We start from the raw sequence: 23,178 nt of genomic DNA on the forward strand, positions 1-23,178 counted from the left end.
ACCATCGACGCGCTTTCCAACCAAGTTACGGGCTCAGGCACTGCGCAGATTACCGTCAACCCCAGTGTGACACTGGCTGAAAATACGTCGTATTACGTTCAGATTGGCGGGGACGCTTTCGATGATGCAGTGGGCAACAGCTACCCCGGGATCAGTGATACGACGACTTGGAACTTCACAACTACTTCAGCGTCGTCCGGTTCCGACAGCGTTGGTGGTGGCGGCGCTCGTCACGCCCGCCAGCGGCGAAGCGGGTCGGGTGGTGGCGGTGGTGGCTCGCGCTCGCACACCGCAGCACCGGCCCTGTCCGATGTCGGGATTGCAGACCACATCGTCCCCAATACGTCCCCCATCGGTGGTATCTACGACCCCTCCCTGCGTTCGAACGAAGGGGAGGCCGTCTCCCGTCAGGTCGAGAAAGTCCTGGATGCCCTGAGTGGACAACGGGAACAGGAAACAGCCCTGCGATTCTCCGCACCGCCCGTTCCGGATCGAAGCGGCCTTCTTCTGGCAACCGTCGGTTCGCGGCAGGTTGTGTACCACGATGTGCCGGCAAATGCGTGGTTTGCACCATTTGTCGCCACGGTGATCAGTGACGAGATCGCAACGGGATATGCCGATGCAGACGGGAACCTGACAGGCGAATTTGGCGTCGCAAATCCTGTCACCTACGCGGAGTTGCTGCGGATGGCGCTGCAGACGGCGGGAAGCGTGCTTCAGGACGGCATACCCCACAACACAACCGCCAGGGATACCTGGGCTGCTCCCTATGTTGCCACCGCAGAGACCCTCGGACTCTCACTGGTCTCCAGCGACAGAGATCTCCACCAGTCTGCGACACGCGGAGAGGTGATTCATACCCTCCTGGCACTACTGGATGTGTCCCTTGCAGAAGGGGGTGCGAGTCCCTTCACGGATCTTCCCGCAGATCACCGCTACCGCAACGACATTCTCACCGCCGTGACGCTGGGGCTTATTGCCGGTGATACGGATGTGGAGGGCAACCCGCTTGGTACGGTGCGCCCCGATGCTCCGGTCAACCGAGCAGAGGTGGCGAAGATCATCGCCATTGCACGACGGTTACGCAGAGATGTCGATTGACATCGAACACACCGCGGCTTCCCTTTGTTCCATTTCAGAATCCGAGAGGCTGCTGCACCTTCCATTCTGTAAACAATAAATGTCACATCGCTTGCGGCCCGATCGAATCTCCGGCATGCTATTGACCCATGACCAGCAATGACACCACACCTGCGACAAAGGCCGACATTGAAGCAGTTCTGTCGAAGCTCGACACGCTGGCGACGAAGGACGCGCTTTCCCAATTGGAAGAACGATGGACGGGGCAAATGACGGACGGGTTTGCAGTAGTAAATGAACGCCTTGATGTCTTGAACAAGGACATGCTTGCCATCGTTAACAATCTCGCGAACAACTTCAATAAAATTAATGATCGGTTGGAAGACCACGAGACACGCATAGGTCAATTGGAAGAAGGCAACCGGCAAATACTCCGACCAGAAATGACCACCAGTTGACGACGTGCTCGCCGTCTTTGCAGTGTACGCCCCACGCAAGGAGCTTCCCCTCCGGGTACTCCTCCTTGACTGTTGGGCCGTGGAAGGAACGTGTCGGCGAGCCAACGTCGGTTTTTCTATTTCTTTCCTTTTTTCAAAATGGCTAACGCTAAAGACACATCATCGGCCCACACGCCCGGATCATGGGCAATACAAGAAGTCACAGATTGCCGCTGCGAAGACCTCATTGCCGTAGGACCTTGTGATCCAATCATAGCATGGGTTGAACCGTGGACTGCGGACCCAGAAACGGCCAAGGAAGCAATGGCAAACGCACGCCTCTTTACCGCCGCTCCTGATCTTCTGGATGACCTGAAGCAAATGATTGCACTGACAGATTCGGTCGTTGGAAACTGGGAGAATGGTCAAGAGCTTGCATGGGCCGTAAATGCTCTTGAACGCTATGCGGAAGCGGCCAGAGAGACGATTGCGAAGGCTGAAGGCAACTAAGCCCCTCACGGGGCTTTTTTTCTGCTCACAAGGGGAGTGGTCTAACGCACTTTCCATTATGCGAATAATCGCAACCTGTGTTATGCTCACTCCCGATGACGACCAGAATGCCATCGGACTTTATGCAGGCGATTGACCGATATCTGTCGTATTTGCAGTCCGAGGAAAACAAATCGCCACTGACGATTACCAGTTATGGCCGGTCATTGCGATTCACCAACTCACTCCTCAACGTGGATGATCCCCGCGCCATCAACAAGGACACCGTGCGGCTGCTCAAACAACGGCTTCACGCCTATCGCACGCGCCAGGACCGTGAACTGACTGTCGGCACCAAGAATCACCACCTCACGATTCTGAGGGCGTTCCTGCGGTATCTGTTGCAGGAAGAAGAAATCGACGTGTATCCCCCGGATCATATCCGGCGTCTCAAGCAAGACCCGCGCAAAGTGAAGGTACTCTCCACCGCGCAACTCGCCTCACTGCTGTCGAGTCCGGACACCACCACCCGGATCGGCAAACGTGACAGGGCGATACTGGAATTGTTCTTCTCCACCGGGCTGCGGTTATCTGAACTGCGGTCCCTCAATCGGGATGATCTGAATTTCAAAACGCGCGAAATTCCGGTTCGCGGAAAACGGGGCAAGGTCCGTGTCGTTTTCCTCACCGATCAGGCAGAGATGGCTTTGCGGGAATACCTTGCGTCCCGCAGCGATCACCTGAGTACCCTCTTCATCCGGAACCTGGAACGGGCCGGTAACGTCCTCCCGCCGGGTGAAACGTTCCGGCTGTCTGTCGTCTCGATTCGGAACATCGTGCAGAAGTACGCGGCGCAAGCCGGCATTGTGAGAGGTGCCTCCCCACACACCCTCCGGCATGCCTTTGCTACGGAGTTGCTGCACAACGGAGCTGACCTGCGGTCCGTGCAGGAAATGCTGGGCCACAAAGATCTCTCCACAACGCAGATTTACACGCACGTCACGAATCCACAGTTGAAGCAAGTGCATCGCCGCTACCATCCGCGGCAGGCTGCGTGACTTGCATCAAGATCGAAGAAATTCCCGAACACCGTTCTCAGATCGAATTAGATTTGAAAGCAAAATACGGGCTTCAATAAGTCTTATGGTGCCAGAATCGTTTTTCCACAATTCACTGCATTTGACTGAACCGGGCTTGAATTTCTGAAATGACGACTCAATACTAAACAAAGACAATACGTGCTGTTATGAACATTAATGATTGTGAACGAATTCCCCGGTCTCGAACCCAATGAGACCGGATCTAGCTGATTATCCAAGAGTCTGTCAATACACGACTTAATGATCTCGCTTAGTTCCAGAAAGGAAGTGTTCTCATGCAAGCAGTATTACTGATTTCGTCACTTCTGGCCGCTCCGGACCTGACACAAAGTGACTGGACCTCCATGGATGGCAAGCACTTTCTGGCATTTCGTCCCATGGCTTCCAAAACCCAGGGCGTGGTCTGGTATTTCCGGACGCATCGTACCTCCGGTCAACTTGAACCATTGGCATTTTCCGGGAAGTACGTCCAATCCGGATCGGATCGACTTCGGGTCTGTTTTACACGCTCTTTTCAACCGATGGTCGGACCTGCGCGGACCATGTGGTGGTCGCGTGATTTTTCCTATCGTGATGATCCGGCTGATGATGAGGTTTTATATGCACTCGATCTGGAACTGGATCAAACCCCGGACGGTTTTGTGGCGACCGCAATTTCGAGCACCTGGATTAATGGGGAAGGAAACGTCGTCAGAGGAGACCGGGATGCACTGCAAAGTGCGTCGGTCCATCTTTCGGTGGGACGCATACTTGATATGCAACGCTCAGGAAATCATTCAACGATACTTCAAAATATGCTCAGAGTCCGTCCCCCCGGCTTTGTCTCGCGCGAGCGCTGGAAACAGACGGCCGGTTATTCCCCCACTGCCGTTATTAATTCTCATTACTTCCAAGGCGACTTTTATGGCTGGGGCTATGATTCCGGAGATCGGGTTCCCAATCGTCCCAAATACTGTGTGCTCTCATTTCAAGCGAGCACTAATTGGTTTGAGGGAACCGCTTGGTTGTTGTCCGTTTTGGAAGACTCCAAAGGTGTCGCCCGCTTTCGGGCCGTGAAGGGCAAGTATAATCTTTATAATAATAAATACCGGGAGCAGGACGTGCAGATGCTCTGTCTGGTGGGCAGCCGCGTTTACCGGGGCGCGCTGTCCGGAAGTCGCATCCAATGGCGGCTTGATACGAATCTGGAACGGACGGCCCTGAATCTGGAAATCCCGCTTGAGGACCACCATGTCCCCGCACTCATCACGATGTATGTGGAATCTTTGGATTATGTAGATGCGTCAGGGAAGCAGGTTGCCAAATACGCGTCTAATGGATTATTCAGTTTACCCCAGCGGACGTATCCCATGTCTCTCGGAAATCATAGTGCCGCGGATACCTACAGTTTGCGTTACGGTCAACTCTATGCGGGGCCGGGTGAGTTGAAAGCGTTAGAGCAACGTTATCGGGATTATTTGAAAAACGCGCCGCCTCCCGGATTTCGGTTTCGGCCTGCCATTATAAAGCGGACCACCGCCAAGATTCCCGTTACCGGGAAGACGACGACTGTCAACAAAGATTCTGCCACCTATCATTGGGACCAGGCTCAAAACTACGATGACAACAAAGAATATGCAAAAGCGGCCGCAGGGTATGCGGAGGTCATTAAACGCTCTCCGAGTTACGCACCTGCCTACAACGCACTGGCCTGGCTGCGGGCCACTTGTCCGGTGGCTACATCACGCAACGGTTCTGAGGCAGTGACATTGGCCAAGAAAGCCTGCGAACTGACTAAATACCAAGAGGCCTATATCCTGGATACATTGGCGGCCGCCTATGCGGAGACCGGTGATTTCCAATCTGCTGTCAAGTGGCAGAAACAAGCAGTCGAACTGGCTTCCGAAACATTAAAACCACAACTCTTACAGAATTTAGTGCGATTCTATGAAAAGAAGCCGATTCGGGAACCCTAGTCTGAGTGTTTTTTCAACGGATGTTTGCTGAGAATGAATGAGGGGGAAGCATGTCGTCTCTCATGGAACTCGTGGAACAAGGTGAAACGCTGACGCTGCTGTTCATCATTGCTGTGTTGTATTATGTGGGCCAATTAGCGGTTGCCCACAACGGGCAGCTCAAAAAATGGGGCCTCCGAATTTCGCTCCTGACATTGACAGCTTATGTGCTCTTTGAAGCCTCCCGGAATGGAATTGACGATGCCACAGCATTGTTGGCCATTGTGCTGCGTGGTCTGATTCTGGCCGGGTTGGCACTGGGTATGAGTTGGATTTTACTGTCCGCACTTGATTTCCTGTTTGCTCCGTTGGGTCGGTGGAATCGATCATGGCAAGCCACTGTCAGGCAAAGGCAACACAACAAAGCCCAGAAACAAAGGGAGCGTACGGAAAAAGAACACAGGCAGCGTGAACAGGATGAATGGAACCGCATGGCTCCCGAACGCGAGCAGCAACAAAGAGCTCAGCAACAGGCAGAAGCACAACGGCAGGCCGATCAACGCCAGCGCGAAGAAATCCGTTTAAGTTGTCAGCTGTTGTATGACCAGCATGCTCCGGCATTACAGGCACGTTTTCCCCGCGAACGCCTGGCAGACTACTTCGCGCAATATCTGACGGATGCGTTTCCCCCGAACCTCGTGGAAACACGGGCCGCACTGCTCAAAGAGACGCTGGTGGCTTCACTGGAACAGACGACAGGCAACAAACAGAAATTTTCCAGCCTGAATGAGATCGCGGAATATTTTCAGGAACAGAAACAGGAGATCGAGTCCCTCAACTATGATGCTCAGACCAGGCAATCGTTTCTCAGTTCTCTCAATGTCCAGGAGGACCGTGCGATCAGGGAGTTTCTGTCAACATGATGCCACTCTTACTGGGAACCGACCAAAAAACGGGCCAGAACATCCACCTCGATCCGGATCAGTTTCGCACGCACTTTCATCTGATTGGTGCCACCGGTTCAGGCAAGTCAACGGCCATCCAGACGTTACTGCGGCCGCTCTTGATGCAGACGCGGTCGGAAATGTGTGCCCTGTTTTTGATTGATCCCATAGGAAATCTCTCGCGAGATTTACTCGGTTGGATGGCCAGTGAACGGCTCTGTCCGCAACATGTACGGGACCGGCTGGTTTACATTGAACCGGCGCGAGAAGATATCATCATGCCCTTTAATCCCCTCTCACATACGTCCGAAGCAAACCGGTATTACCAGACGATGCGTTCGGTCGATATTGTGCTCCGCGCCTGGGCCGCGCAAGATGTGGCACAGCAGCCCCGTTTGTTGCAATGGACGTATAAAGCCTTTTGTGCGGCCGCGATGATGGGGCTACCGATTGCGATGTGCAAATATCTGTTGCATCCGGGTACGCAGGAGCATGCCGCCATTCTTTCTCATATTCCGGGTGATATTCGCGCGCATTGGGAAGAGATCTTACGGGCTCGGGGCAATGAAGCGGTGCGGATTCTGGAATCGACACGGAATCGTCTCGATCCTTTTTTTGAATCAATTAATCTCAGGCGCATGTTCGGTTCCACACAGAGTCTGTTTGATTGTGAGCGGTTTATTCAAGAACGTAAGATCGTGGTCCTCAATCTGGGCAAGCATGGAAAAGTTCCCGGCTTCGTGGCCGATACCATCGGGGCTCTGGCACTCAATGAAATTGTGGAGACCGCCAGCCGACTTTCAACCAACGCTGGAAAACAGGCCGTGGATCCGACGTATGTGGTGATGGATGAATTTCAGAAATATGTCTCCGTTGATATTGAGGATGCACTGCCGACCGTCAGACAAATGGGATTGCGGCTGATTCTGGCACATCAATCCTTCTCGCAACTGGAACGGGAAGACGTCGATTTGACGCAAATGATCTGGCAGGCCCGCAGCCGTCTGATGTTTGCCAACAATGCCCGGGATGCGGACATCATCGCGGATGAGCTGGCCAAACTGACCTATGAGGCCCGGAAAATCAAAGAAGTTCTCAAGAGCAAAAAACAGTTGATTGTGGGCTACCGCAAAGAGTGGCTGGAAAGTGAGTCCCACACCAGCACCCATTCGCATGCCCAGATGGAACAGGATGCGACCGGTTTTAATCAGTCTCGTGGTGAGTCGCTTCCACCCGACACGTATCGTCCGACCACTTCGAAAGGAGAGGGAAACGTCTCTTCCAGCTCACGCGGCCAGACGCATGCAGAGAGTTCCGGGACCACAACAGGCCGCAGTCAAGCGAATGTGCCGATTCACGATACGTTCGAAGAGATCAGCCGCATCACCTACGAAAGTTTTGAGGAGCAGGCGCTCGAGTGGGGCAAACAGATTCGTCAGCTGCAAACAGGGGAAGCGTTTGGGATGTTTGCCGGTGACCCCAACGTGCATTTTGTGAACGTCGATCATTTGCCGATGTATGAGTCCCCGCAATTACGGGATGCCGTGGACGCCTTGATCGAACAGAATTTTCAGTCCGAATTCTTTATCTCTGCTGCTGAAGCGGATCGGGAAACAGAACGTTACCGTCAACAACTGTTGCAAGGCTCGCCGTTTTTGTTGCCGCAAGGTGACTACTCCCTCGGTTCGGAGGGAACGGTGGTGGAAGCAGACAAATCCTCCGATCCGTTTCGTTGAGCGAGGACATGTGTGCGATTCGCGATTTCGCGGAGTGAGAGATGGCCCTGTTTGGCAACCTGTTCGAGCAGCTGCTGGAATTGTTGTCGTTCGTCTGCCCTGACTCCGAACTGCATCAGGTACTGCATGTTGAGCTCATGTTCCGCCTGTTGCCGGGCGATGTTGTCGGTGATTTGCTCATTGATCATTTCCTGTTGTTTGACTGCCAATTCTGCTTGCAAAATTTCGTTTAATCGCAGGCGGGCATCACCCCGCCGGAGGGCGATGCCACAGCCAGAGTGCGCTGAGTGTTGCTCAAATAGTGTTTTGGCATAGCTGTCGAGCGGCCTGTGAGCAGAAGTGTTGCGCATGGTGACAGTTTATGGTGAAATCGTTTGTTTTGTCACTTGCACGTTGTCAGTAAATGTGGTGTGGCCACCATGGCTTGTGTGAGGTGTGTAGATTTCGTCACGATTTAACAGTCAGGCGGGGGAGGCAGGTCAGCCACAAGGCGCATGCTGTTAAAACGCTTTGTTTCTTGACCATTTTTCTGTGTTGAAAAACCTCTCTGAAAACAACTGAATCCGCCGCCGCAGATCGGGCCTGGCTGACCGGTGGTGAGAGGGTCTGTTGATAGCTCAGAAAATTCATGATGAATTTTCGTCTGTTCGCTGGCTGTTCATTCCATCAATTCTGTGTGACCATTTCACAAGCCGCAGGTCCCGGTCGGACTGGTCGAATTTTCGCTCGGCATAATCGTTTCTGCTGCCGCAGGCACCGACCGGCGAACGCCGGTCCGGGAGTGTATCCGGGGCGGGTCATTGCGCCGGACACCCTGCTGGTGTTCTAACACATTCCCACCCAGCCGTTTCGGGGTCGCCAGGGTTATGATTTCGTACCTCATCAAACCCTGGCATTATAGATGCGTAGGAGGTGGATGCCAGTGCTCGTTTTCTCGCACTGGCGTAGCCCACCCATGGTCGGTCGTTCCACACCACGATTCCGTCTATAATGCCAGGGTTCGCACCCTGGCGACCCATCGCACGACGAAACATTTGAGTGTCGATTCACGGCAGGGTTGAGTGTTTACTGATTTTCATGCTGATCGCCGGGTGCGATCTCGGCGCGCCTGTCGGCTTTCCGAGTCTAAACGGCTCCTCCCTCTTGTCGCTGGGAACCTCCCGAATTTCTTTAGAATGGAACTGCTGGCAATTCGAAAAATCCTGTCAGGTCTTTCAAAATGTTCTTGACAATTTCTGTCAGCTGGATACAAATAGATTATCGACCTTTCGAGGTTGCCTCCAGTTGACAGTTTCTCCGTTCCGGCCATCCGGCTGTGAAGAGATTTTGCCTGGTTGTAATTTTTGTCCTTCGGGATCGTTTTACCGAGCACTCCCCTTTTCGGAGTTTCGCTCGGTACTTTTTTCTGTATGAAGATTCTCTTCACAGAAACAGACTGGCGAATACCAGATAACTAAAAAAACGATCTGTCTCGCGGATGAGAACATAGAAACTCATTTTTCGTTCATCGCGGACACAAACCGGCACATGCCGGACGATCCCTGGAGTTGACGATGGTCATAACAGACACCGATCTTCAAATACTGGAAGTACTGGCTCAGTATTATGTGCTGACTCGGGAACAGATTCAGCGGTTCTCAGCGGCTCCGATCAGTTCTGGGCGTTCTGTGCGCAGACGATTGCTGAAAATGAGCTTGGCCGAATTGATCAGAAAACATCGTATTCCGGTCGCTTTACCAGGTAAGAATGGCGCTGCCCCCGTTTATTACCTGACAAAAAATGGTACGGAAGTCCTGGCTGATCATTTCAATGATGGGACCTATCTGGGTTTACCAACCCGCCAACCCCGTGTCGACCGATTGAATCATTGGGTGGCCCTCAATGAAACGCGCTGGACGATCGAGCAGGCAATCGCCTCGCAGTCAGAGGTAGGACTTGAGCGTTGGATCAACGAGTGGGAAACGGTTAACAAATCCGCCCATGAAAAAGAACAGTTCTATTTGCAAACCAAATTGAGCGAGAATCCCCCACTCTCCTGTTCTCCGGATGCCGGGTTTGTGATGTCTTTGCGGGGGCACAAAAAAGTCTTTTATCTGGAGCAGGATTTGGGGACCAGTTCGCCCAAACAAATTGCGGCCCGTAAAACCAAAGGGTACGCAGAACTGGCAAACAGAAAGCTGCATCGCAAACATTTTCCGGAAACCACGCTGGATACCTTCACCATTCTCTTCATCACGACTACAGCGTACCGCTCTCAAACGACGGCAGAGCGAATCAGGACCAGGCCACGCCCCGATTTATGGCTCTGCATTGACCAACATGAATTGACACCCGAATCGTTTTTATACGGGCCTATCACACTCAATTACCAAGGTGAACGGGCAGCGCTCGTCAAACCCATTGAAACACAAAAAGAGATCCCATGTTAACACCAGTTATTAAGCAGCCACACCAAATCACTGTTGTATCTGACGACTCTGTTCAGGGACAGATGAAGTCACAGCAACAGCGTGTGGAGTTTTGTGACAACGCTACTTCCATGGTAGAGTTGTCTTCATTTAGTTTTGTTCCCCCTTTTACTATGTCAGATCAGACTGATTCCAACAAGCCCGTAAAGTCGTTCCGACTGCGCGGCATCACTGCTTCTGTCTTTGAAAACAGTTCCGAAGATGGAAAATCGACCTTCTTTAAGGTCACGCTCCAGCGCTCTTACAAGCAGGACGATGACTGGAAATCAACCAATAGCTTCGGTCGCGATGATCTCCCGATAGTCAGTTTGCTCACCAAGCAGGCCTGGGAATTCATTCTCAATACCGAAGCCAACGGTCAGAAGGAGGAAAAGTAAATAATAGTTGAAACGGGTGACCCTGATCACCCGTTTCAACCCTTCCCGTTTGGGAAGCGAGGCCAGGCGTAACTGATCGAGTCCCCCCTTCGAGGCTGACCAATCAGCAATCACTGGCTGAAATGGGATAATTTCCGAGACAGGCAGACCTTTCCTGTACTGCTCTCAATCTTTTCAATCTGAATCTAAACATTTTTTCGGGAAAGGTCCGAACCATGAACGTCAATATTTCGGAACATCACACGTCAGAAACCTGCACGTGGTGTGAGAACACCAAAGAGTGCGTGACCGCCGATTTCCATGACGCTTTCATTGGCAAAGCCGCCATGTGCTGGAGTTGCCTGCAGAAAGCAATCAAGGTTCAGAGTCGTAAAGAAACTCAAGAATCAGTTGGTAATGGGTTAAAGGTCTCCGACAAATAATCAACGCTCACTCCCCTCTTTTGAGGGACGCCAGGCGAAAGCAGATGGAGTCTGTCCTTTGCGGCTGACCAATCAGTGATCACTGGCCGTTTTAACGATTCATTCATTGAATCCCTTTCTGTTCTGGATTCCCTTTCTCGGAACCTCCAGGCCTTCTTTTGGAAAATGTCACGATTACCTTGCGCAGTTTGCGGACTCGTGGCATTGTCGTTCTCTGTCTGCACGATTTGTTTTTACCAGTGCAGACAGGAACACGAATCTGACGGATTGCAGTCTCATTCCGAGAAGCATTCCACAACTGTTCCTTACACAGAAAGGTTATTCCCATGGCTAAGAACAGCAGTAAGAAATCTGAGGGCGTCAAGAAACCAGAAAAAGTCTTTCGGATCGGTTTTGTATCGGCTTCGGTCTTCGCTCACGAAATCGAAACCGACGAAGGCCCGATCACTATTCGGAGCGTCAATGTGCAGAAACGTTACAAGGATGGGGATGATGTGAAATACACCTCGTCCTTTAACCTGGCGGAATTGCCGCAAGCAGTTCGCGCTCTGCAACTGGCCCAAGGTTACGTCGAACGGGCTGAAGTGGAAATGATTCTGGACTAACACTCGAACAGATTCGTTTTCGGACGGTGATTGAAACTTCGATCACCGTCCCCTGTTTTTCTTCAGTTTACAAAACTTGAAAGGTGTGAAGATGAATATGCCGGATATTGAGAACCGACTTGAAAAGATCGAAACGCTTCTCTCTGAACTGATCCAACAAAAGACTCAGAAGGAATGGTATAGCACAGCGGAACTATCTGAACTCACAGGCCGTGCCGAATTTACAGTCCGCGAATGGTGCCGCCTCGGTCGGGTCACAGCAGAAAAGGAATCCCATGGACGGAAACATGAATGGCGCGTTAGTTATGAGGAAGTCCAACGCATTCTGAATCATGGTCCAAGACCTCTCCTTCCTCGAAATTGAAAGCTATACCATCAATACGACAAATCTGGACTTCACAATGTTTTTCCTGCAAAGTGAGTTTACCTCTCATGGCTTCACTTGAGAACCGCACTGGCTATTTCAACGTCGTGTTTCGATTCGGCGGCAAGAAGTATACGCGGTCTCTACATACCGATGACGAGAAGGAAGCCAATCGATTACTGGCGAATCTTGAACAGACGGTTCGAGACGTCAAGAGTGGCCGGATTTTTTTGCCAGCTGATGCCGATATACCGACGTTCTTGCTCTCTGATGGAAAACTCACAACTCCCCATGTCAGTAGTAGCGATTCCATTTCTGAAATTCAACTTTCTCTACATGATCTTTTCGAATCTTTTTTTACTTCTTTGCCAGACAATTCTTTGGAGTTATCAACGATCTCACAAATGAAGACGCATCAAAATAACCTATTGCGTGTTTTAGGGAGCGAAACAATCACTGACAACATCGATTTAAATATGCTTGATTCTTACTGTCAAAAACGGCGTAAGGACAAAGGTCGCCGGAACAGAAAAGTCAGCGCGAGCACAATCAAGAAAGAGCTTGTTACTTTGCGACGTGTTTGGCTGTGGGGGAAGAAACGTGGCAAACTCACATCTGAATTGCCTGAAATCCGAGACGTGCACCTTCCAAAATCGACCGAACGACCCGTCTTTCAGACTTATGATGAAATCACATTGCAGATTAATCAGGATAATCTGACTCAGGAACAGCAAGACGATCTCTGGGAGTGCCTGTATCTGGGAACAGATGAGATTGATGAATTGATTCAACATGTGCGTAAGAAATCATCCCGCACTTTTCTTTATCCAATGGTTGTCGCGGCAGCTCACACTGGTGCACGGCGTAGTGAACTCATGCGATCGCAACTATCCGACCTTCGTGGTGATGTGTTAATCATACGTGAGAAAAAGCGTCGTCGTGGACAAGAATCAACACGCAGAGTCCCGATGTCTGGATTATTGAAAGAAACACTCAATCAATGGAAAAGTGAGCATCCAGGAGGACAACAAATGTTTGTCATCGAGGATTCAACAGGCCAACAACGATCTGGTTCAGGCCGATCGCTTTCACGTGACGATGCTCACTACCACTTCAAGGGCGTTCTTAAAGACAGTAAATGGGATGTTATTCGAGGCTGGCATTGTCTACGACATTCCTTCATCAGCAACCTTGCATCACATTCCGTCGATCAGCGACTTATCGACGAATTTGTGGGCCACACTACCGAAGAGATGCGTCGTCGTTATCTTCATCTCTTTCCAGATGTGAAGAGGGCCGCGATTACAAATGTGTTTGGATGAGCAATGTTGGAACAGTATTTCCAACGTAATCTTAATATCAATGCAATTGTGTCCGCGATTTGTCCGCGGTGAATTGCTGCGCATCAAAAAAGGACTCACGCCCAATTAACGTAAGTCCTTTCATAATATAGTACCGGAGGTGGGACTCGAACCCACACGGGGTTTACCCCCACTGGATTTTGAATCCAGCGCGTCTGCCGATTCCGCCACTCCGGCTTGTGGAATAAAAGTATATAGTCTAACGCTTTATGGAATTCAATGGAAACACGGAAAAATCTTTCAATGCGCGTCACCTCTACTGTATTTATACTAGAGATTGACTTAAATGAGACTAAGCGGCTTCAATTGCAGCGGGAGAGAGTGGAAATTTCAAAGTAAATGCAGTCCCTTTTCCAACAGCACTTTCCACTCGGATTCTGCCATTGTGTGCTTCCATCACTTCTTTCGCTAGTGAGAGTCCCAGTCCAGTTCCACCCTGACCGTTTTCATCAGCTTCTTTTGTCGTATAAAACTGATTGAAAATCTGATGCAATTGTTCGGAAGCAATCCCGTCTCCGCTGTCACGGACAATGACTTCTGCCATATTGGATTCTTCATTAAGTCGAACAGCTAAATCAAGTCTACCACCAGAAGGCATTGCTTGTCGTGCATTCACGATTAAGTTGACAAGGACCTGTTGAATCTGGTTCGGATTTAATACGACTTCCGGATTCGCTTCAAAATGTGTATGCAAATTGACTCGATTCATCTGAAGGTCTTTTTCAACTAGCGCAATGACACTTTTTACCAGCAGGAGGAGATCAGCCGGTTCCTGGCGACTTTCACTTCCACGAGCGTAAGAAAGCATGCCAGTTGTAATTTTGGCAGCACGTTGACCTGCAGATAGTATTTTAGTGAAGGCTTTTTCTCGGCGCTCTTCTTCTTTGTGTCGTAGTCCTAATTTTGCATAGTTGATGACAGTGGTGAGAATATTATTGAACTCATGAGTAATTGAAGATGCTAGTGCGCCCACAGAACTCATTTTTTGGGCGTGAATTAATTGTTTTTGATAGTCTTCAACTTGTGTTTCCAACTCTTGAATTCGTTTTTCCATCGATTCGATTGTTTGGTTTGACATAAACGTGCCCACATCCTTGTATGACAATCAAATTACTTTTTTAAGTCGTAGCCCAAGATGGCTCGTCTCTTTAAGCAAATATGACAAGTGCTTTCACTCACTGTTATTTAGATATCGGCCTCTTCTATTCTGGAATCCAGAGTGTGCCATAAGTCGGAATGATTGCATCATGATAATTAGTAAGCGCGATCTACTTATGTTGAATAGAGAGAATTGTAAAAATAGGATAAATAGGATCTTGTTGGTGATGTCAAGTTGCTTTCATAATGCAATTAAGCTTTTGCAACTCGCTATGCATTTCAATCAGTTTCACTTTTTCTATTTATATCAGTGCATGCTTAACTGATTGTAACTCTCTATCTATAAGTGAGTTTGAGAGGATTTCTAATGCGCAAGCGTTTGAGGTTATTTTACTTTTACTGTTAACTTTTTCTGAAAGACTATTGCTATTGCAGGCGCAAAAAACGAATCAGCGGAATGGTTTTTCTTATTCATTCGATTCACAGGCCAAATAGAACTCTTTGTGTAAAATGTCTAAATTATCACACCTGCGGCCATTGATTTAGATGAATGTGAGCGGGCTTGAGCGATTGAGAGCAAAACGCATTTTACACATGAAGGATATTGTCGATCTGGTAGTGATCCTGTTCTGGACTTCTCAGATCAGAATAGTGATGGTAAAGCAGGTGAAGTGGTTGCATTTACTGATAGGTTGAAGCACACGATGAGTATCGCTGTAAAAACAACTGGGCTCAAATATCAGAAAACATTAAAGTAACGACTTCAGGCAGCGGATCGTTGTTCTGGAGGTCCTTCGTCCTGCTGATCTTGTACTTGAACTGGCTGCTTTACCGTCTTGAGTCGGTAGGTGATTTCTTTTGTAATTGCTTTATTAAAAGAAATCTGGAATTGCTGATAAGAGTATTGCGCGGCACAACACCAACCGATCACCGCCTGACAACGTTGAGGGCGTAGCTCTAATTCCTGTAGGGCAGAGACAATTGATAATACACTTTTCTCTTCAAAGTAGATTCCACTACCCAATCCATGTTGTTCAAAGCAGACAACAGATTTGGCTGCCTCACAGTTGGCATAAATGACGACGGGTGTACCACAGCTTTGTGCTTCAATGGCAGAAAGGTCGAAGTCAACATCGCGTGGACAGATTACTCCTGAGCAGAGTCGATATTGTTCTCGTAGCATCTGGTCGTCGACAGGGCCGATAATTTCAACATGTGGTTCTTTTTGTAAGTTCGCAGGCAACTGCTCTTCAGCAATGCCAATAATCGATAAGCTCAGCTTTAATTCTTTGCAGGCATCTACTGCCAGCTGATCTTCTGCAGACCATTCTCCATCTACAATCAGGAGATAGAATGAGCTTCGTTTTTCAGAGCCGGAGCAAAAAAAATCGGTATCGACTGGAGGTTTTACGAATGAAGTAAATCGATCACGATTCAAGTTCTGAATTGTCTTGGTTGGAACAACAAATTCGACTTCGGTTAAAGAGTTTACCAATTGCTGATTGATAGGAGACTGGTTGCTGGAACGTGGTTCCAGATAGCACAGATGTAATTGGTCTGCATTGCATTGAACAGATGCAGCAGCTTCCAGGCTCGTACTGATGATTAAGTTTGACTGTGTGAAATCAGGCGATTGTTCAGAAGAGAAACCGGTGCCAAATCGGGCGATAGTCGATGCCTTGGGCCAAGCCTGATTCAGTGCCTCCCAAATACAATACTCAGTACGAGTATGTGATATGCCGGTATGCACTAATGTGACACTCATTTTGTTTCCTCCTTGAAACGATGATGAGCCTGAATTCAATCCTGTTGAATTACTACTAACTGCGTCTTCATCAGTAGTTGTACGCTGTTTTTCAGCGATTGAGAGGTGAAAGTGGATTCATTGAAGTATTGACAGATCTCGATACAGACAACAGAGAAAGGAACCAGTACTAGGACAGAAAATCATTTAAAGCTGCCCAGATATAAGTAATTGGAAAATGATGGAGAAAATAGTGTGCTTCACTCCTTCATCGTGATCTTGACAAATCTCAAAAAATTGGTCAATGCGAATCTGAGTTGATTGGAGGTCGACTTAGCGATTGTCAGCAAAATAGTCTTGAATGCAGTCTTTATAGCCTAACTGGATTAAATGATCTTTAATAGCAAGGTGTGGACAAATGGTTTGTGGTGTTCTCGATTAATGTTCGAGGACAGTTTGTATTTGTCTTAGGTTAGCACTTTGGACTCTCGAAATGTATCAGTAAGGATCGATTCGAAATCTGGAACAGAGATTCCTTGTTCTGCCTGATGGATGAGTGCAGCCATTTCCCAGGCAGTGACATAGTAATATTTCCATTCCGGGTGATGTGCTGCCTCTTGGTGTAATGCAGAGTGGAACGCCTCCGTTTCCGGTCCGAGCAACGTATCAATATTCCCCGGTTTGGCACCATGGGTATGAAGTTTGATGAATGTCCAATCAGGACGACCAGCGACGTGTACGTCGGCTGAAAGCCAGTGTTGAAATCGTTTCAGTGAGGCAGGACGACCACCGTGAAGATCGGAATTTTCAATGCGTGGTAAACAACCCCATTTGCGTTGATTCCAGTCAAGGCATAAGGGACCTTGAATCATTAGCAGGCTGTTATCTTCGGGTGATTTGCCTACACGAGCCAGAGTACCCTGATCATGAGATTTTCGTTCGTTTGGTCGGTGTTTTGCGTAATAAATACTGTTGATAATTTGAGTCTGAGTATCACTGGGGGCAGAGGGCATTGTCAGGTCGGCATAACAACCTGTTTCCAGTAGGATTTCAATCTCGTTATCAACACCACACCATCGCCCATCTGGGCGGGAGTTGCACAAAGCCCAGTTCCCATGGATGAATCCATAAACGATCTCTCCTGTCAGTGGATCTTTTCTTAAGAGTCCATGTCGGTGATAAAGAGTCTCTCGGAACTCGTTCATCTTTTGACGGAGACCTTCCGCTGTATCCTGATCATGGTGTAAATGCACATCAACATCACCATAGCCTTGTTTGCAGAGTTCAGCTAGACGATCTAAATATTCAGGAGAGTACTGATCTTGTGGAAAGAAAAAAGTATGCTGCGGTACCTGGCCGCGAGAATCGCTGAATTTCGAAAAGCGGGCAGGGTATTCCTGGCACCAGCGATCAACGCGGGCCAATGCTTCAGATTTAACAGGATTTCCCCATTCCGGTTCGAAATGATCACAGACAGCGATGAAAATATGTCGTGGCTCTTCTGAAGTAAAAGTTACTGACTCTTTTCTTCTTTTCAGCCGATAATAACTGGGAAGCCAATATTGCATATTGCGCGAGCGAATAATGAGAAAAAAAACACAAACACTACTTACGAATATGAGTAAGCAAATTGTAATAACGGATAACAGAAGTGATGACATATCGGATCAGCTTTTCGTAGTTTGAATTAAGGCTGTATGAGAAGATTCGGTCTCAATGGGATCAAGGCCTGCTTCTCTCTGATTTAATTCTTCAATTGGTAATGGTGTGGATTGCTCTCGCTCAGTTCGCTCCCATGTGCCGTTTTGCCGTATGAAGAGGCAACGAAACAGGCCGATTGCCAGAGCAAAATTCATTTGTACGAACATACCCGGAATTCGAAAAATTTTAGAATGCCGCCCGCGAATCACAAAATGGATACCGATCAGTGCTGATAGATAAAATAGCTCCTGTAAAATCAAAGTCGACTGATAGAATTCATAATTGAATAAATAAATGTTGGTGAGCAAAGCGATCAGCATAAAGACCGGACAAAACCAACGCAGCACTTTATGCGACCAAAAAGCAAAAGCAACGTATCCATATCTCGGATGCAGGAGCCCTTTGAGGTGTTTCAAGCATTGAAAACCTCCCGTGCCGATTCTGACTCGACGTTGAAATTCTGCCTGAACCGAAGGTGCGGTTTCTTCAGTTGCAAAGGCTGATTTCTCATAAATGACACGTTGGCCAGCCAGATGGACCCGCATTCCAATGAGAAAGTCATCATTGATTAATTCTGGTGGGATTGGCCTATAGAGTTCTTTTCGGAGTGCGTACAGGGCACCATTCACTCCCAAAACAGCACCAAGTTGGGTTTCGCACTGTTTCAGGAAGTTCTCATATTTCCAGTAGATTCCATCGACATTATTACCCGCGACTGCATCTTCCAGGATGAGTTGACCGCAGACGCATCCCGTGTCCTCATCCTGAAAATGTTTCACCAGCTGTTTAATACATTGTGGGTCCATTTTTGTGTTTGCATCGGAAAAGACAATAATTTCTCCTTTTGCTTCAGGAACACAATCATTGAGAACTGATGCTTTGCCACGGCGTTTTTCAAACTGGATCAGCCGGATGCGGTCATCATCATACGTACTGACAAGTTCCCCCGTCAGGTCTAAGTTGCCATCACAGCCAATCAAGACTTCAAATTTGTCGCTAGGATAATCAATTTTCGCCAGATTATTAAGCCGCTCCAAAATAACAGATTCTTCACGATAAGCGGCAATTATTACCGTTACAGATGGCAGGGAATTCGCATCGATTGTTTTTTTCTCTTCAATGGACTGATTGAGATTATTTTGTCTTCGTCGACGAGATAAAAACCAGACGATCAACGGATAGCCTACATAAGAATACACGATGAGAGAGAGGGATGTCCAAAACAGGAATTCCATAAAGAAGATCATCATAGTACCGATCCTTTCTGATACTGAGTATGTGTAGGATCTTCCTCTGATCGTATGTCGTTTTCCTGCTTGATTCGTAGGTTCTCAGAGTGAACTTTCAGGACCCGAGCTGGAATTCCTCCAACCGTAGTATGTGGTGCCACGTTTTTGACAACGACGGCATTGGCTCCAATTTTTGAGTTCGATCCAACATTAACCGGGCCGATAATCTTTGCACCGGCACCGATAAAAATATCTGAACCGAGAGTTGGAGAAACATTATGCTCTGCTCCAATCGTCACCTGATGTTCCAGTTTGATGTCATCCCCGGCAGTGACTGAGCTATTAATCACAATTCCCTGGCTGTGAATAATGACAAGACGATGCCCAAATTCTGCACCCCGTCCGATAATGCATTGGCAGAAAATAGCGTTACATTTATTGAAAATCATAGCTAAAGGAAATAGTTTCCAATGACTGGCCCACTGCATCAGGCGATACCAGAGCATAGCCATCGTGCCATCGGTGAGGCACGTTTTCAGAACAGTGCGCATGGAAACATTTCCATAACACCACTCTGATTTTGCTTTGAGATCTTCCCAGAATTTCATATGATTCTCACTTTACTGTTCACAGATTGACCTGACTTCATGCTATCTGATCAGGAAATTAGGTGTGATTCTGAACGAGCTCACCCAGTAACTCTGCCAATTCCCCCGCCTGAGACTCCCTGTTAAATTGGTCGATCTTTTCAGGGTTCGAGATCGAAGAAGCGGTCTGACTATTTAGACGTTCTGTTAACCAAAGTGCGATTTCCTCAGTATCATCGGCTCTGAAATTTCCTGCTGGCCAGAATCCGTTTAAAATATGAGCTGTCTCACCAGCCGGTGTGATTGATAAGATTTCACGCTTGGTAGCTAGGTACTCAAATAATTTTGCCGGTGCAACACGATTTGCTCCTTCAACATCGCTTAGTAACAAACAGAGTGCATCTGCTGTTCCCATTTTTTTCAATGCTTCTTGATGAGCACAATATTCTTCAGTGACCAGAGTACAGTCTGTTTGATGAATTCGTTCGAGTAGCGTCAATTGTTCTGGAGTTTTTCTGCCGATAAACTGGAATTCCAGCTTGTTTAGAAGTTCGGGGTTCACTTGATGAATTGATTCAACGGCTTTGACCAAAGGTTCCACAGTGGTCAAATTCCAAAGTGTCCCCGTATAAATGATACGAAATCGTTTTGGTGTATCCGAAGATCTCTGGGGTAGATCCAATTCTTCCAGAAGGTCGAAATCGTCCTGATCGAATCCGTTATAAATGCATTTTCCAATCGCATCTGTTCCAAACTGATGTGCGCGGCTCAAAAGACGTTCTGTACTGGCCTGGGTTGTGGCAACAATGGCATCAGAGGCTTTCATAACCGATTTTTGTAAGTGCGTTTGAATTAGATTTGAAATGCGATCTTGTTGATGATTTTCCAGATATTTACTACTTAGATCCCATTCATCTCGAAAGTCAGCAATGAAGGGGATTTGAAAGATTTGTTTTAGTTTTTTGGCGAGGATTAAGTTCGAGTAGGGAGGGGCAGTGGCCATAATCGCATCATGAGGCAAACTCCTCAGTAGTTTTTTTCCTGCTTTTAACGCATTAGGGTACCATAAGATTTGTGCATCTGGCTGTAGGAGTAATCCAGCACCCGCTTTAATCGCTTTGCGGCAGGCTGATTTAACGGGCGTCAGCAAGCCGGTTCGCTGTCCGCTTGATTTTTGAGCTGCCACATTCTTTTTAAGGGCATAATCTGGTTCCCATGTTCGGGCTCGTTCCAGGAGTGTGTCTTCAGGAATGTCGACAAGTAGACTGTTGTCAAATACGGGAACTGAAGGGTTAGCCGCCATCAATACACTCACATCCCAGCCAAAACGTCGTAGATACTTCACGAATTTGACGGGCCGCTGAACTCCAGCGCCTCCGACAGGAGGAAAATGATAGCTGATTAATAACAGGCGTTTTCTATTTCTACTCGCGTACTCATTCGCACTTGAGTCTTGTGATTCAATCGATTGCGAAATCATTGTGGACATGAATAAGTATTCCTCGAATATGTATAATCAGGCAGACGCTTGTTGGGTCAAGATGGCTTGATCACTTTTGGGGGCTAGCCAATGACTGACAATATGAGATTGGATTTGGAACTCTTGATGCTCTGAAAGTTGCTTGACCGCTTCGATTGCATAGGGATGGTTGTCGTGTAGTAAGCAGAAGTTTCCTTCTACTGGATGATAGTGCTGACACCAGTTCTTCATTTCAGCAAGATCTGACATTAAATAATCGCGTGGGTCAGTATCCCAGAGGACAACAGTACGACGCTGGAGCCAGAGTCCCAGCATTTTTCCGAGAGTCAATTTGCCCTTCGGAGGGCGAACGAGGTTTGTCTCATTTCCGGTGATCTGTTTCAGTATTTGATCGGTTTGTTTGATTTCATCCAGAAAGCAACGTGTCGATGACTGGGAAGGTTCTTGATGAGTGAATGTGTGATTCCCGATTTCATGTCCTTCATTGATGATCCGCTCAATGAGTTCTGGATATTGATGGGCCTTTTCACCAATCACAAAAAATGTACCTCGTTGTTGATATTGATTTAGGAGATCAAGTACTCGAGGCGTATATTCAGGATGAGGACCATCATCGAATGTAAAAGAGATGTTAATCGCAGATCGATTCGCCTTTTGCTGAGGCGCACCATGAACCAGAAACAGTTTTTGAGGGATCGCTGTTGAAATCGTTTTTTTGATGAGTTGACGAATCGGATTCATGATTGTGAATTTCAGGTTTACTGTTCTATTTTTCTTTTTTTGTGTTGATCTACTGAACTGGATTTCTGTTTAATCGTTAATCCTGATGTAAATTGAACGCTACAGTCAGAGAGAATTTGACTGAGTTGCATTGCAGATTCTTTCCAGGAATTAGGTTTAAAAATTCGTTTTTCATTTTGATCAGGAAAATCAAGCATGTCAGAGATCGCCTCCGCCAATCTCTCAGGATTGTCAGGAGGCACTAACTGGTCACAGCGGGGATCTGCTATTTCCGGTATGCCACCCACATTGCTAGCTACAAAACTCCTACCACAGGAAATGGCCTCTAGAAGTACATTGGGAATACCCTCTGAAAGACTGGGCAAAACGATGAAGTCAGCGGCTCGATACCAGTCAGCCAGTCGAGACTGCTGTTGTGATCCGGTTAACTGGAAAAACTCTCCTAATCCATATTGTTTTATTTTTTGGTTTAATACGGTTTTTAATGAACCGTCTCCTAAAACATAGCACGTAAAAGGAGTGCCCTGTTTACTTATTTTGTGGCAGGCATCGAGAAGAACGGAATGCCCTTTGACTGGTTCCAAACGCCCAACACTGACTATGATTTTTCTGTTATGAGGTAGTCCCAGTCTCTGACGCGCTTCCTGTTGATTACCAGTAGTGAATAAATTCTGGTCCACTCCTCGATAGACTGTGTTTATTTTTTCTGAGTGAATGTCCAGGTTTTTCACAGCTTGTTTAATATCATTACTGACTGTGATCACTCCATCCGCCTGTTGCAGTACTGATTTAATCGCACGTTTTCGACTATGATTTTTGGTTAGTAGCAAAATGTCACTGCCACCGGTCATTACAACAACGGGTATCCCGTGTTCGCGTGCTGCCTTCACAGCGACTTCTCCATCTGGATGGAGCCAATATGACAAGATTATGTCAGGTTGAAATTGTGAAATGGTTTCATGAAGTCTTCGATTGATCGACCAATGTAGAAATTGTCCATAAAACTGATGGAATAGTTTCGGTAAATAATAAAAGCGCGGATACTCTATGCTGAGTGAGTCAGTGATATCTGTCGGTAGCCATTCACGGTTCAGACGCGTTTTATCTTTGAAGTAGTGTGAAAACTCATCCATCCAAGATACCGGAGAGACAACATGTGTTTGATGCAGCTCGGACAATGCTTGAATCATTGAATAATTAAATGTGCCTTTTCCAGGTTGCAGCGAATTTGGAAATACACTGGAAATGAATAAAATTTTCATAGCAGGCCTGCTGATCGTG

General features: G+C 47.8%; 24 protein-coding genes and 1 tRNA gene. 13 read left to right on the forward strand and 12 right to left on the reverse strand.

The window, feature by feature from the left end; translation table 11 throughout:
* The first annotated feature begins 3 nt into the window (after positions 1 to 3).
* The 7 genes from V202x_RS28165 to V202x_RS20740 all read left to right on the forward strand — a co-directional run bounded on the left by V202x_RS28165 (position 4) and on the right by V202x_RS20740 (position 7,720).
* Positions 4 to 1,101, forward strand: a complete 1,098-nt coding sequence (locus V202x_RS28165; protein ID WP_409996687.1) for an S-layer homology domain-containing protein — start codon at positions 4 to 6, stop codon at positions 1,099 to 1,101.
* A gap of 128 nt (positions 1,102 to 1,229) precedes the next feature.
* Entirely contained in the window at positions 1,230 to 1,538 is a 309-nt protein-coding gene (locus V202x_RS20715; protein WP_145178764.1) for a hypothetical protein, read from the forward strand.
* A 90-nt stretch (positions 1,539 to 1,628) separates the two neighbouring features.
* Entirely contained in the window at positions 1,629 to 2,027 is a 399-nt protein-coding gene (locus V202x_RS20720) for a hypothetical protein (RefSeq protein WP_145178765.1), read from the forward strand.
* A gap of 107 nt (positions 2,028 to 2,134) precedes the next feature.
* Entirely contained in the window at positions 2,135 to 3,064 is a 930-nt protein-coding gene (locus V202x_RS20725) for a tyrosine-type recombinase/integrase (RefSeq protein ID WP_197993005.1), read from the forward strand.
* 317 nt (positions 3,065 to 3,381) lie between these two features.
* Positions 3,382 to 5,061, forward strand: coding sequence for a hypothetical protein (locus V202x_RS20730; RefSeq protein ID WP_145178767.1), 1,680 nt, complete (start codon positions 3,382 to 3,384; stop codon positions 5,059 to 5,061).
* Positions 5,062 to 5,111: 50 nt separating this feature from the next.
* A complete protein-coding gene (locus tag V202x_RS20735; RefSeq protein ID WP_145178768.1) occupies positions 5,112 to 5,963 on the forward strand; it encodes a hypothetical protein in 852 nt (283 codons plus the stop codon).
* The gene (locus tag V202x_RS20740; RefSeq protein ID WP_145178769.1) at positions 5,960 to 7,720 is read left to right on the forward strand and encodes a type IV secretory system conjugative DNA transfer family protein; all 1,761 of its coding nucleotides are present in this window, start codon (positions 5,960 to 5,962) and stop codon (positions 7,718 to 7,720) included. Before V202x_RS20735 ends, V202x_RS20740 begins: the two co-directional genes overlap by 4 nt.
* Here V202x_RS20740 and V202x_RS20745 read toward each other — a convergent pair.
* The 3 genes from V202x_RS20745 to V202x_RS20750 form a co-directional block, all read right to left on the reverse strand.
* Positions 7,657 to 8,070 carry a hypothetical protein gene (locus V202x_RS20745; protein WP_145178770.1) on the reverse strand — a complete coding sequence of 138 codons (414 nt, stop codon included), beginning with the start codon at positions 8,068 to 8,070 and terminating at the stop codon, positions 7,657 to 7,659. The genes V202x_RS20740 and V202x_RS20745 overlap by 64 nt on opposite strands.
* 316 nt (positions 8,071 to 8,386) lie before the next feature.
* Positions 8,387 to 8,521, reverse strand: coding sequence for a hypothetical protein (locus V202x_RS28010; protein WP_261343730.1), 135 nt, complete (start codon positions 8,519 to 8,521; stop codon positions 8,387 to 8,389).
* A complete protein-coding gene (locus V202x_RS20750) occupies positions 8,518 to 8,754 on the reverse strand; it encodes a hypothetical protein (RefSeq protein ID WP_145178771.1) in 237 nt (78 codons plus the stop codon). Before V202x_RS20750 ends, V202x_RS28010 begins: the two co-directional genes overlap by 4 nt.
* Before the next feature lie 519 nt (positions 8,755 to 9,273).
* Between V202x_RS20750 and V202x_RS20755 the strand changes: the two genes are divergently transcribed.
* The 6 genes from V202x_RS20755 (at position 9,274) to V202x_RS20780 (ending at position 13,278) form a co-directional block, all read left to right on the forward strand.
* Positions 9,274 to 10,149, forward strand: coding sequence for a replication-relaxation family protein (locus V202x_RS20755; protein ID WP_145178772.1), 876 nt, complete (start codon positions 9,274 to 9,276; stop codon positions 10,147 to 10,149).
* Positions 10,143 to 10,565, forward strand: coding sequence for a hypothetical protein (locus V202x_RS27600; RefSeq protein ID WP_197993006.1), 423 nt, complete (start codon positions 10,143 to 10,145; stop codon positions 10,563 to 10,565). The genes V202x_RS20755 and V202x_RS27600 overlap by 7 nt, the downstream gene beginning before the upstream one ends.
* 215 nt (positions 10,566 to 10,780) lie before the next feature.
* The gene (locus V202x_RS20765; RefSeq protein ID WP_145178773.1) at positions 10,781 to 10,987 is read left to right on the forward strand and encodes a hypothetical protein; all 207 of its coding nucleotides are present in this window, start codon (positions 10,781 to 10,783) and stop codon (positions 10,985 to 10,987) included.
* Positions 10,988 to 11,313: 326 nt separating this feature from the next.
* Positions 11,314 to 11,592 (forward strand): hypothetical protein, encoded by a 279-nt coding sequence (locus tag V202x_RS20770; protein WP_145178774.1) that lies wholly within the window; start codon positions 11,314 to 11,316, stop codon positions 11,590 to 11,592.
* 91 nt (positions 11,593 to 11,683) lie between these two features.
* On the forward strand, positions 11,684 to 11,956 hold the full coding sequence (locus tag V202x_RS20775; protein ID WP_197993007.1) for a helix-turn-helix domain-containing protein: 273 nt from the start codon (positions 11,684 to 11,686) through the stop codon (positions 11,954 to 11,956).
* Positions 11,957 to 12,024: 68 nt separating this feature from the next.
* The gene (locus V202x_RS20780) at positions 12,025 to 13,278 is read left to right on the forward strand and encodes a tyrosine-type recombinase/integrase (protein WP_145178775.1); all 1,254 of its coding nucleotides are present in this window, start codon (positions 12,025 to 12,027) and stop codon (positions 13,276 to 13,278) included.
* A 131-nt stretch (positions 13,279 to 13,409) separates the two neighbouring features.
* Here V202x_RS20780 and V202x_RS20785 read toward each other — a convergent pair.
* The 9 genes from V202x_RS20785 to V202x_RS20825 all read right to left on the reverse strand — a co-directional run bounded on the left by V202x_RS20785 (position 13,410) and on the right by V202x_RS20825 (position 23,159).
* Positions 13,410 to 13,494 (reverse strand) — tRNA-Leu (locus V202x_RS20785).
* 115 nt (positions 13,495 to 13,609) lie between these two features.
* On the reverse strand, positions 13,610 to 14,395 hold the full coding sequence (locus V202x_RS20790; protein WP_145178776.1) for a sensor histidine kinase: 786 nt from the start codon (positions 14,393 to 14,395) through the stop codon (positions 13,610 to 13,612).
* 783 nt (positions 14,396 to 15,178) lie between these two features.
* A complete protein-coding gene (locus tag V202x_RS20795; protein ID WP_145178777.1) occupies positions 15,179 to 16,180 on the reverse strand; it encodes a glycosyltransferase in 1,002 nt (333 codons plus the stop codon).
* 446 nt (positions 16,181 to 16,626) lie between these two features.
* Positions 16,627 to 17,727: a hypothetical protein gene (locus V202x_RS20800; RefSeq protein ID WP_232098606.1), complete on the reverse strand. Its 1,101-nt coding sequence runs from the start codon at positions 17,725 to 17,727 to the stop codon at positions 16,627 to 16,629.
* Between the two features lie 99 nt (positions 17,728 to 17,826).
* Positions 17,827 to 19,110, reverse strand: a complete 1,284-nt coding sequence (locus tag V202x_RS20805; RefSeq protein ID WP_145178779.1) for a glycosyltransferase family 2 protein — start codon at positions 19,108 to 19,110, stop codon at positions 17,827 to 17,829.
* Complete coding sequence (locus V202x_RS20810) at positions 19,107 to 19,697, reverse strand: serine O-acetyltransferase (RefSeq protein ID WP_145178780.1); 591 nt, start codon at positions 19,695 to 19,697, stop codon at positions 19,107 to 19,109. Before V202x_RS20810 ends, V202x_RS20805 begins: the two co-directional genes overlap by 4 nt.
* Positions 19,698 to 19,755: 58 nt before the next feature.
* The gene (locus V202x_RS20815) at positions 19,756 to 21,165 is read right to left on the reverse strand and encodes a glycosyltransferase family 4 protein (RefSeq protein WP_145178781.1); all 1,410 of its coding nucleotides are present in this window, start codon (positions 21,163 to 21,165) and stop codon (positions 19,756 to 19,758) included.
* Positions 21,166 to 21,192: 27 nt separating this feature from the next.
* On the reverse strand, positions 21,193 to 21,897 hold the full coding sequence (locus V202x_RS20820; RefSeq protein WP_145178782.1) for a polysaccharide deacetylase family protein: 705 nt from the start codon (positions 21,895 to 21,897) through the stop codon (positions 21,193 to 21,195).
* 17 nt (positions 21,898 to 21,914) lie between these two features.
* A complete protein-coding gene (locus tag V202x_RS20825) occupies positions 21,915 to 23,159 on the reverse strand; it encodes a glycosyltransferase (protein ID WP_145178783.1) in 1,245 nt (414 codons plus the stop codon).
* Between the last annotated feature and the right edge of the window lie 19 nt (positions 23,160 to 23,178).

Source organism: Gimesia aquarii (assembly GCF_007748175.1).
GTDB lineage: Bacteria > Planctomycetota > Planctomycetia > Planctomycetales > Planctomycetaceae > Gimesia > Gimesia aquarii_A.

Excerpts from the sequence above, each read along its gene's own strand:
- V202x_RS20815 (WP_145178781.1), bottom strand. The coding sequence starts at position 21,165 with ATGTCCACAATGATTTCGCAATCGATTGAATCACAAGACTCAAGTGCG.
- V202x_RS20725 (WP_197993005.1), top strand. The coding sequence starts at position 2,135 with ATGCCATCGGACTTTATGCAGGCGATTGACCGATATCTGTCGTATTTG.
- V202x_RS20765 (WP_145178773.1), top strand. The coding sequence starts at position 10,781 with ATGAACGTCAATATTTCGGAACATCACACGTCAGAAACCTGCACGTGG.
- V202x_RS20750 (WP_145178771.1), bottom strand. The coding sequence starts at position 8,754 with ATGTTTCGTCGTGCGATGGGTCGCCAGGGTGCGAACCCTGGCATTATA.
- V202x_RS20775 (WP_197993007.1), top strand. The coding sequence starts at position 11,684 with ATGAATATGCCGGATATTGAGAACCGACTTGAAAAGATCGAAACGCTT.
- V202x_RS20740 (WP_145178769.1), top strand. The coding sequence starts at position 5,960 with ATGATGCCACTCTTACTGGGAACCGACCAAAAAACGGGCCAGAACATC.
- V202x_RS20820 (WP_145178782.1), bottom strand. The coding sequence starts at position 21,897 with ATGAATCCGATTCGTCAACTCATCAAAAAAACGATTTCAACAGCGATC.
- V202x_RS20790 (WP_145178776.1), bottom strand. The coding sequence starts at position 14,395 with ATGTCAAACCAAACAATCGAATCGATGGAAAAACGAATTCAAGAGTTG.
- V202x_RS20730 (WP_145178767.1), top strand. The coding sequence starts at position 3,382 with ATGCAAGCAGTATTACTGATTTCGTCACTTCTGGCCGCTCCGGACCTG.
- V202x_RS20755 (WP_145178772.1), top strand. The coding sequence starts at position 9,274 with ATGGTCATAACAGACACCGATCTTCAAATACTGGAAGTACTGGCTCAG.
- V202x_RS20795 (WP_145178777.1), bottom strand. The coding sequence starts at position 16,180 with ATGAGTGTCACATTAGTGCATACCGGCATATCACATACTCGTACTGAG.
- V202x_RS20735 (WP_145178768.1), top strand. The coding sequence starts at position 5,112 with ATGTCGTCTCTCATGGAACTCGTGGAACAAGGTGAAACGCTGACGCTG.
- V202x_RS20715 (WP_145178764.1), top strand. The coding sequence starts at position 1,230 with ATGACCAGCAATGACACCACACCTGCGACAAAGGCCGACATTGAAGCA.
- V202x_RS20805 (WP_145178779.1), bottom strand. The coding sequence starts at position 19,110 with ATGATGATCTTCTTTATGGAATTCCTGTTTTGGACATCCCTCTCTCTC.
- V202x_RS20745 (WP_145178770.1), bottom strand. The coding sequence starts at position 8,070 with ATGCGCAACACTTCTGCTCACAGGCCGCTCGACAGCTATGCCAAAACA.
- V202x_RS28010 (WP_261343730.1), bottom strand. The coding sequence starts at position 8,521 with ATGACCCGCCCCGGATACACTCCCGGACCGGCGTTCGCCGGTCGGTGC.
- V202x_RS20780 (WP_145178775.1), top strand. The coding sequence starts at position 12,025 with ATGGCTTCACTTGAGAACCGCACTGGCTATTTCAACGTCGTGTTTCGA.
- V202x_RS20825 (WP_145178783.1), bottom strand. The coding sequence starts at position 23,159 with ATGAAAATTTTATTCATTTCCAGTGTATTTCCAAATTCGCTGCAACCT.
- V202x_RS20770 (WP_145178774.1), top strand. The coding sequence starts at position 11,314 with ATGGCTAAGAACAGCAGTAAGAAATCTGAGGGCGTCAAGAAACCAGAA.
- V202x_RS20810 (WP_145178780.1), bottom strand. The coding sequence starts at position 19,697 with ATGAAATTCTGGGAAGATCTCAAAGCAAAATCAGAGTGGTGTTATGGA.
- V202x_RS27600 (WP_197993006.1), top strand. The coding sequence starts at position 10,143 with ATGTTAACACCAGTTATTAAGCAGCCACACCAAATCACTGTTGTATCT.
- V202x_RS20800 (WP_232098606.1), bottom strand. The coding sequence starts at position 17,727 with ATGCAATATTGGCTTCCCAGTTATTATCGGCTGAAAAGAAGAAAAGAG.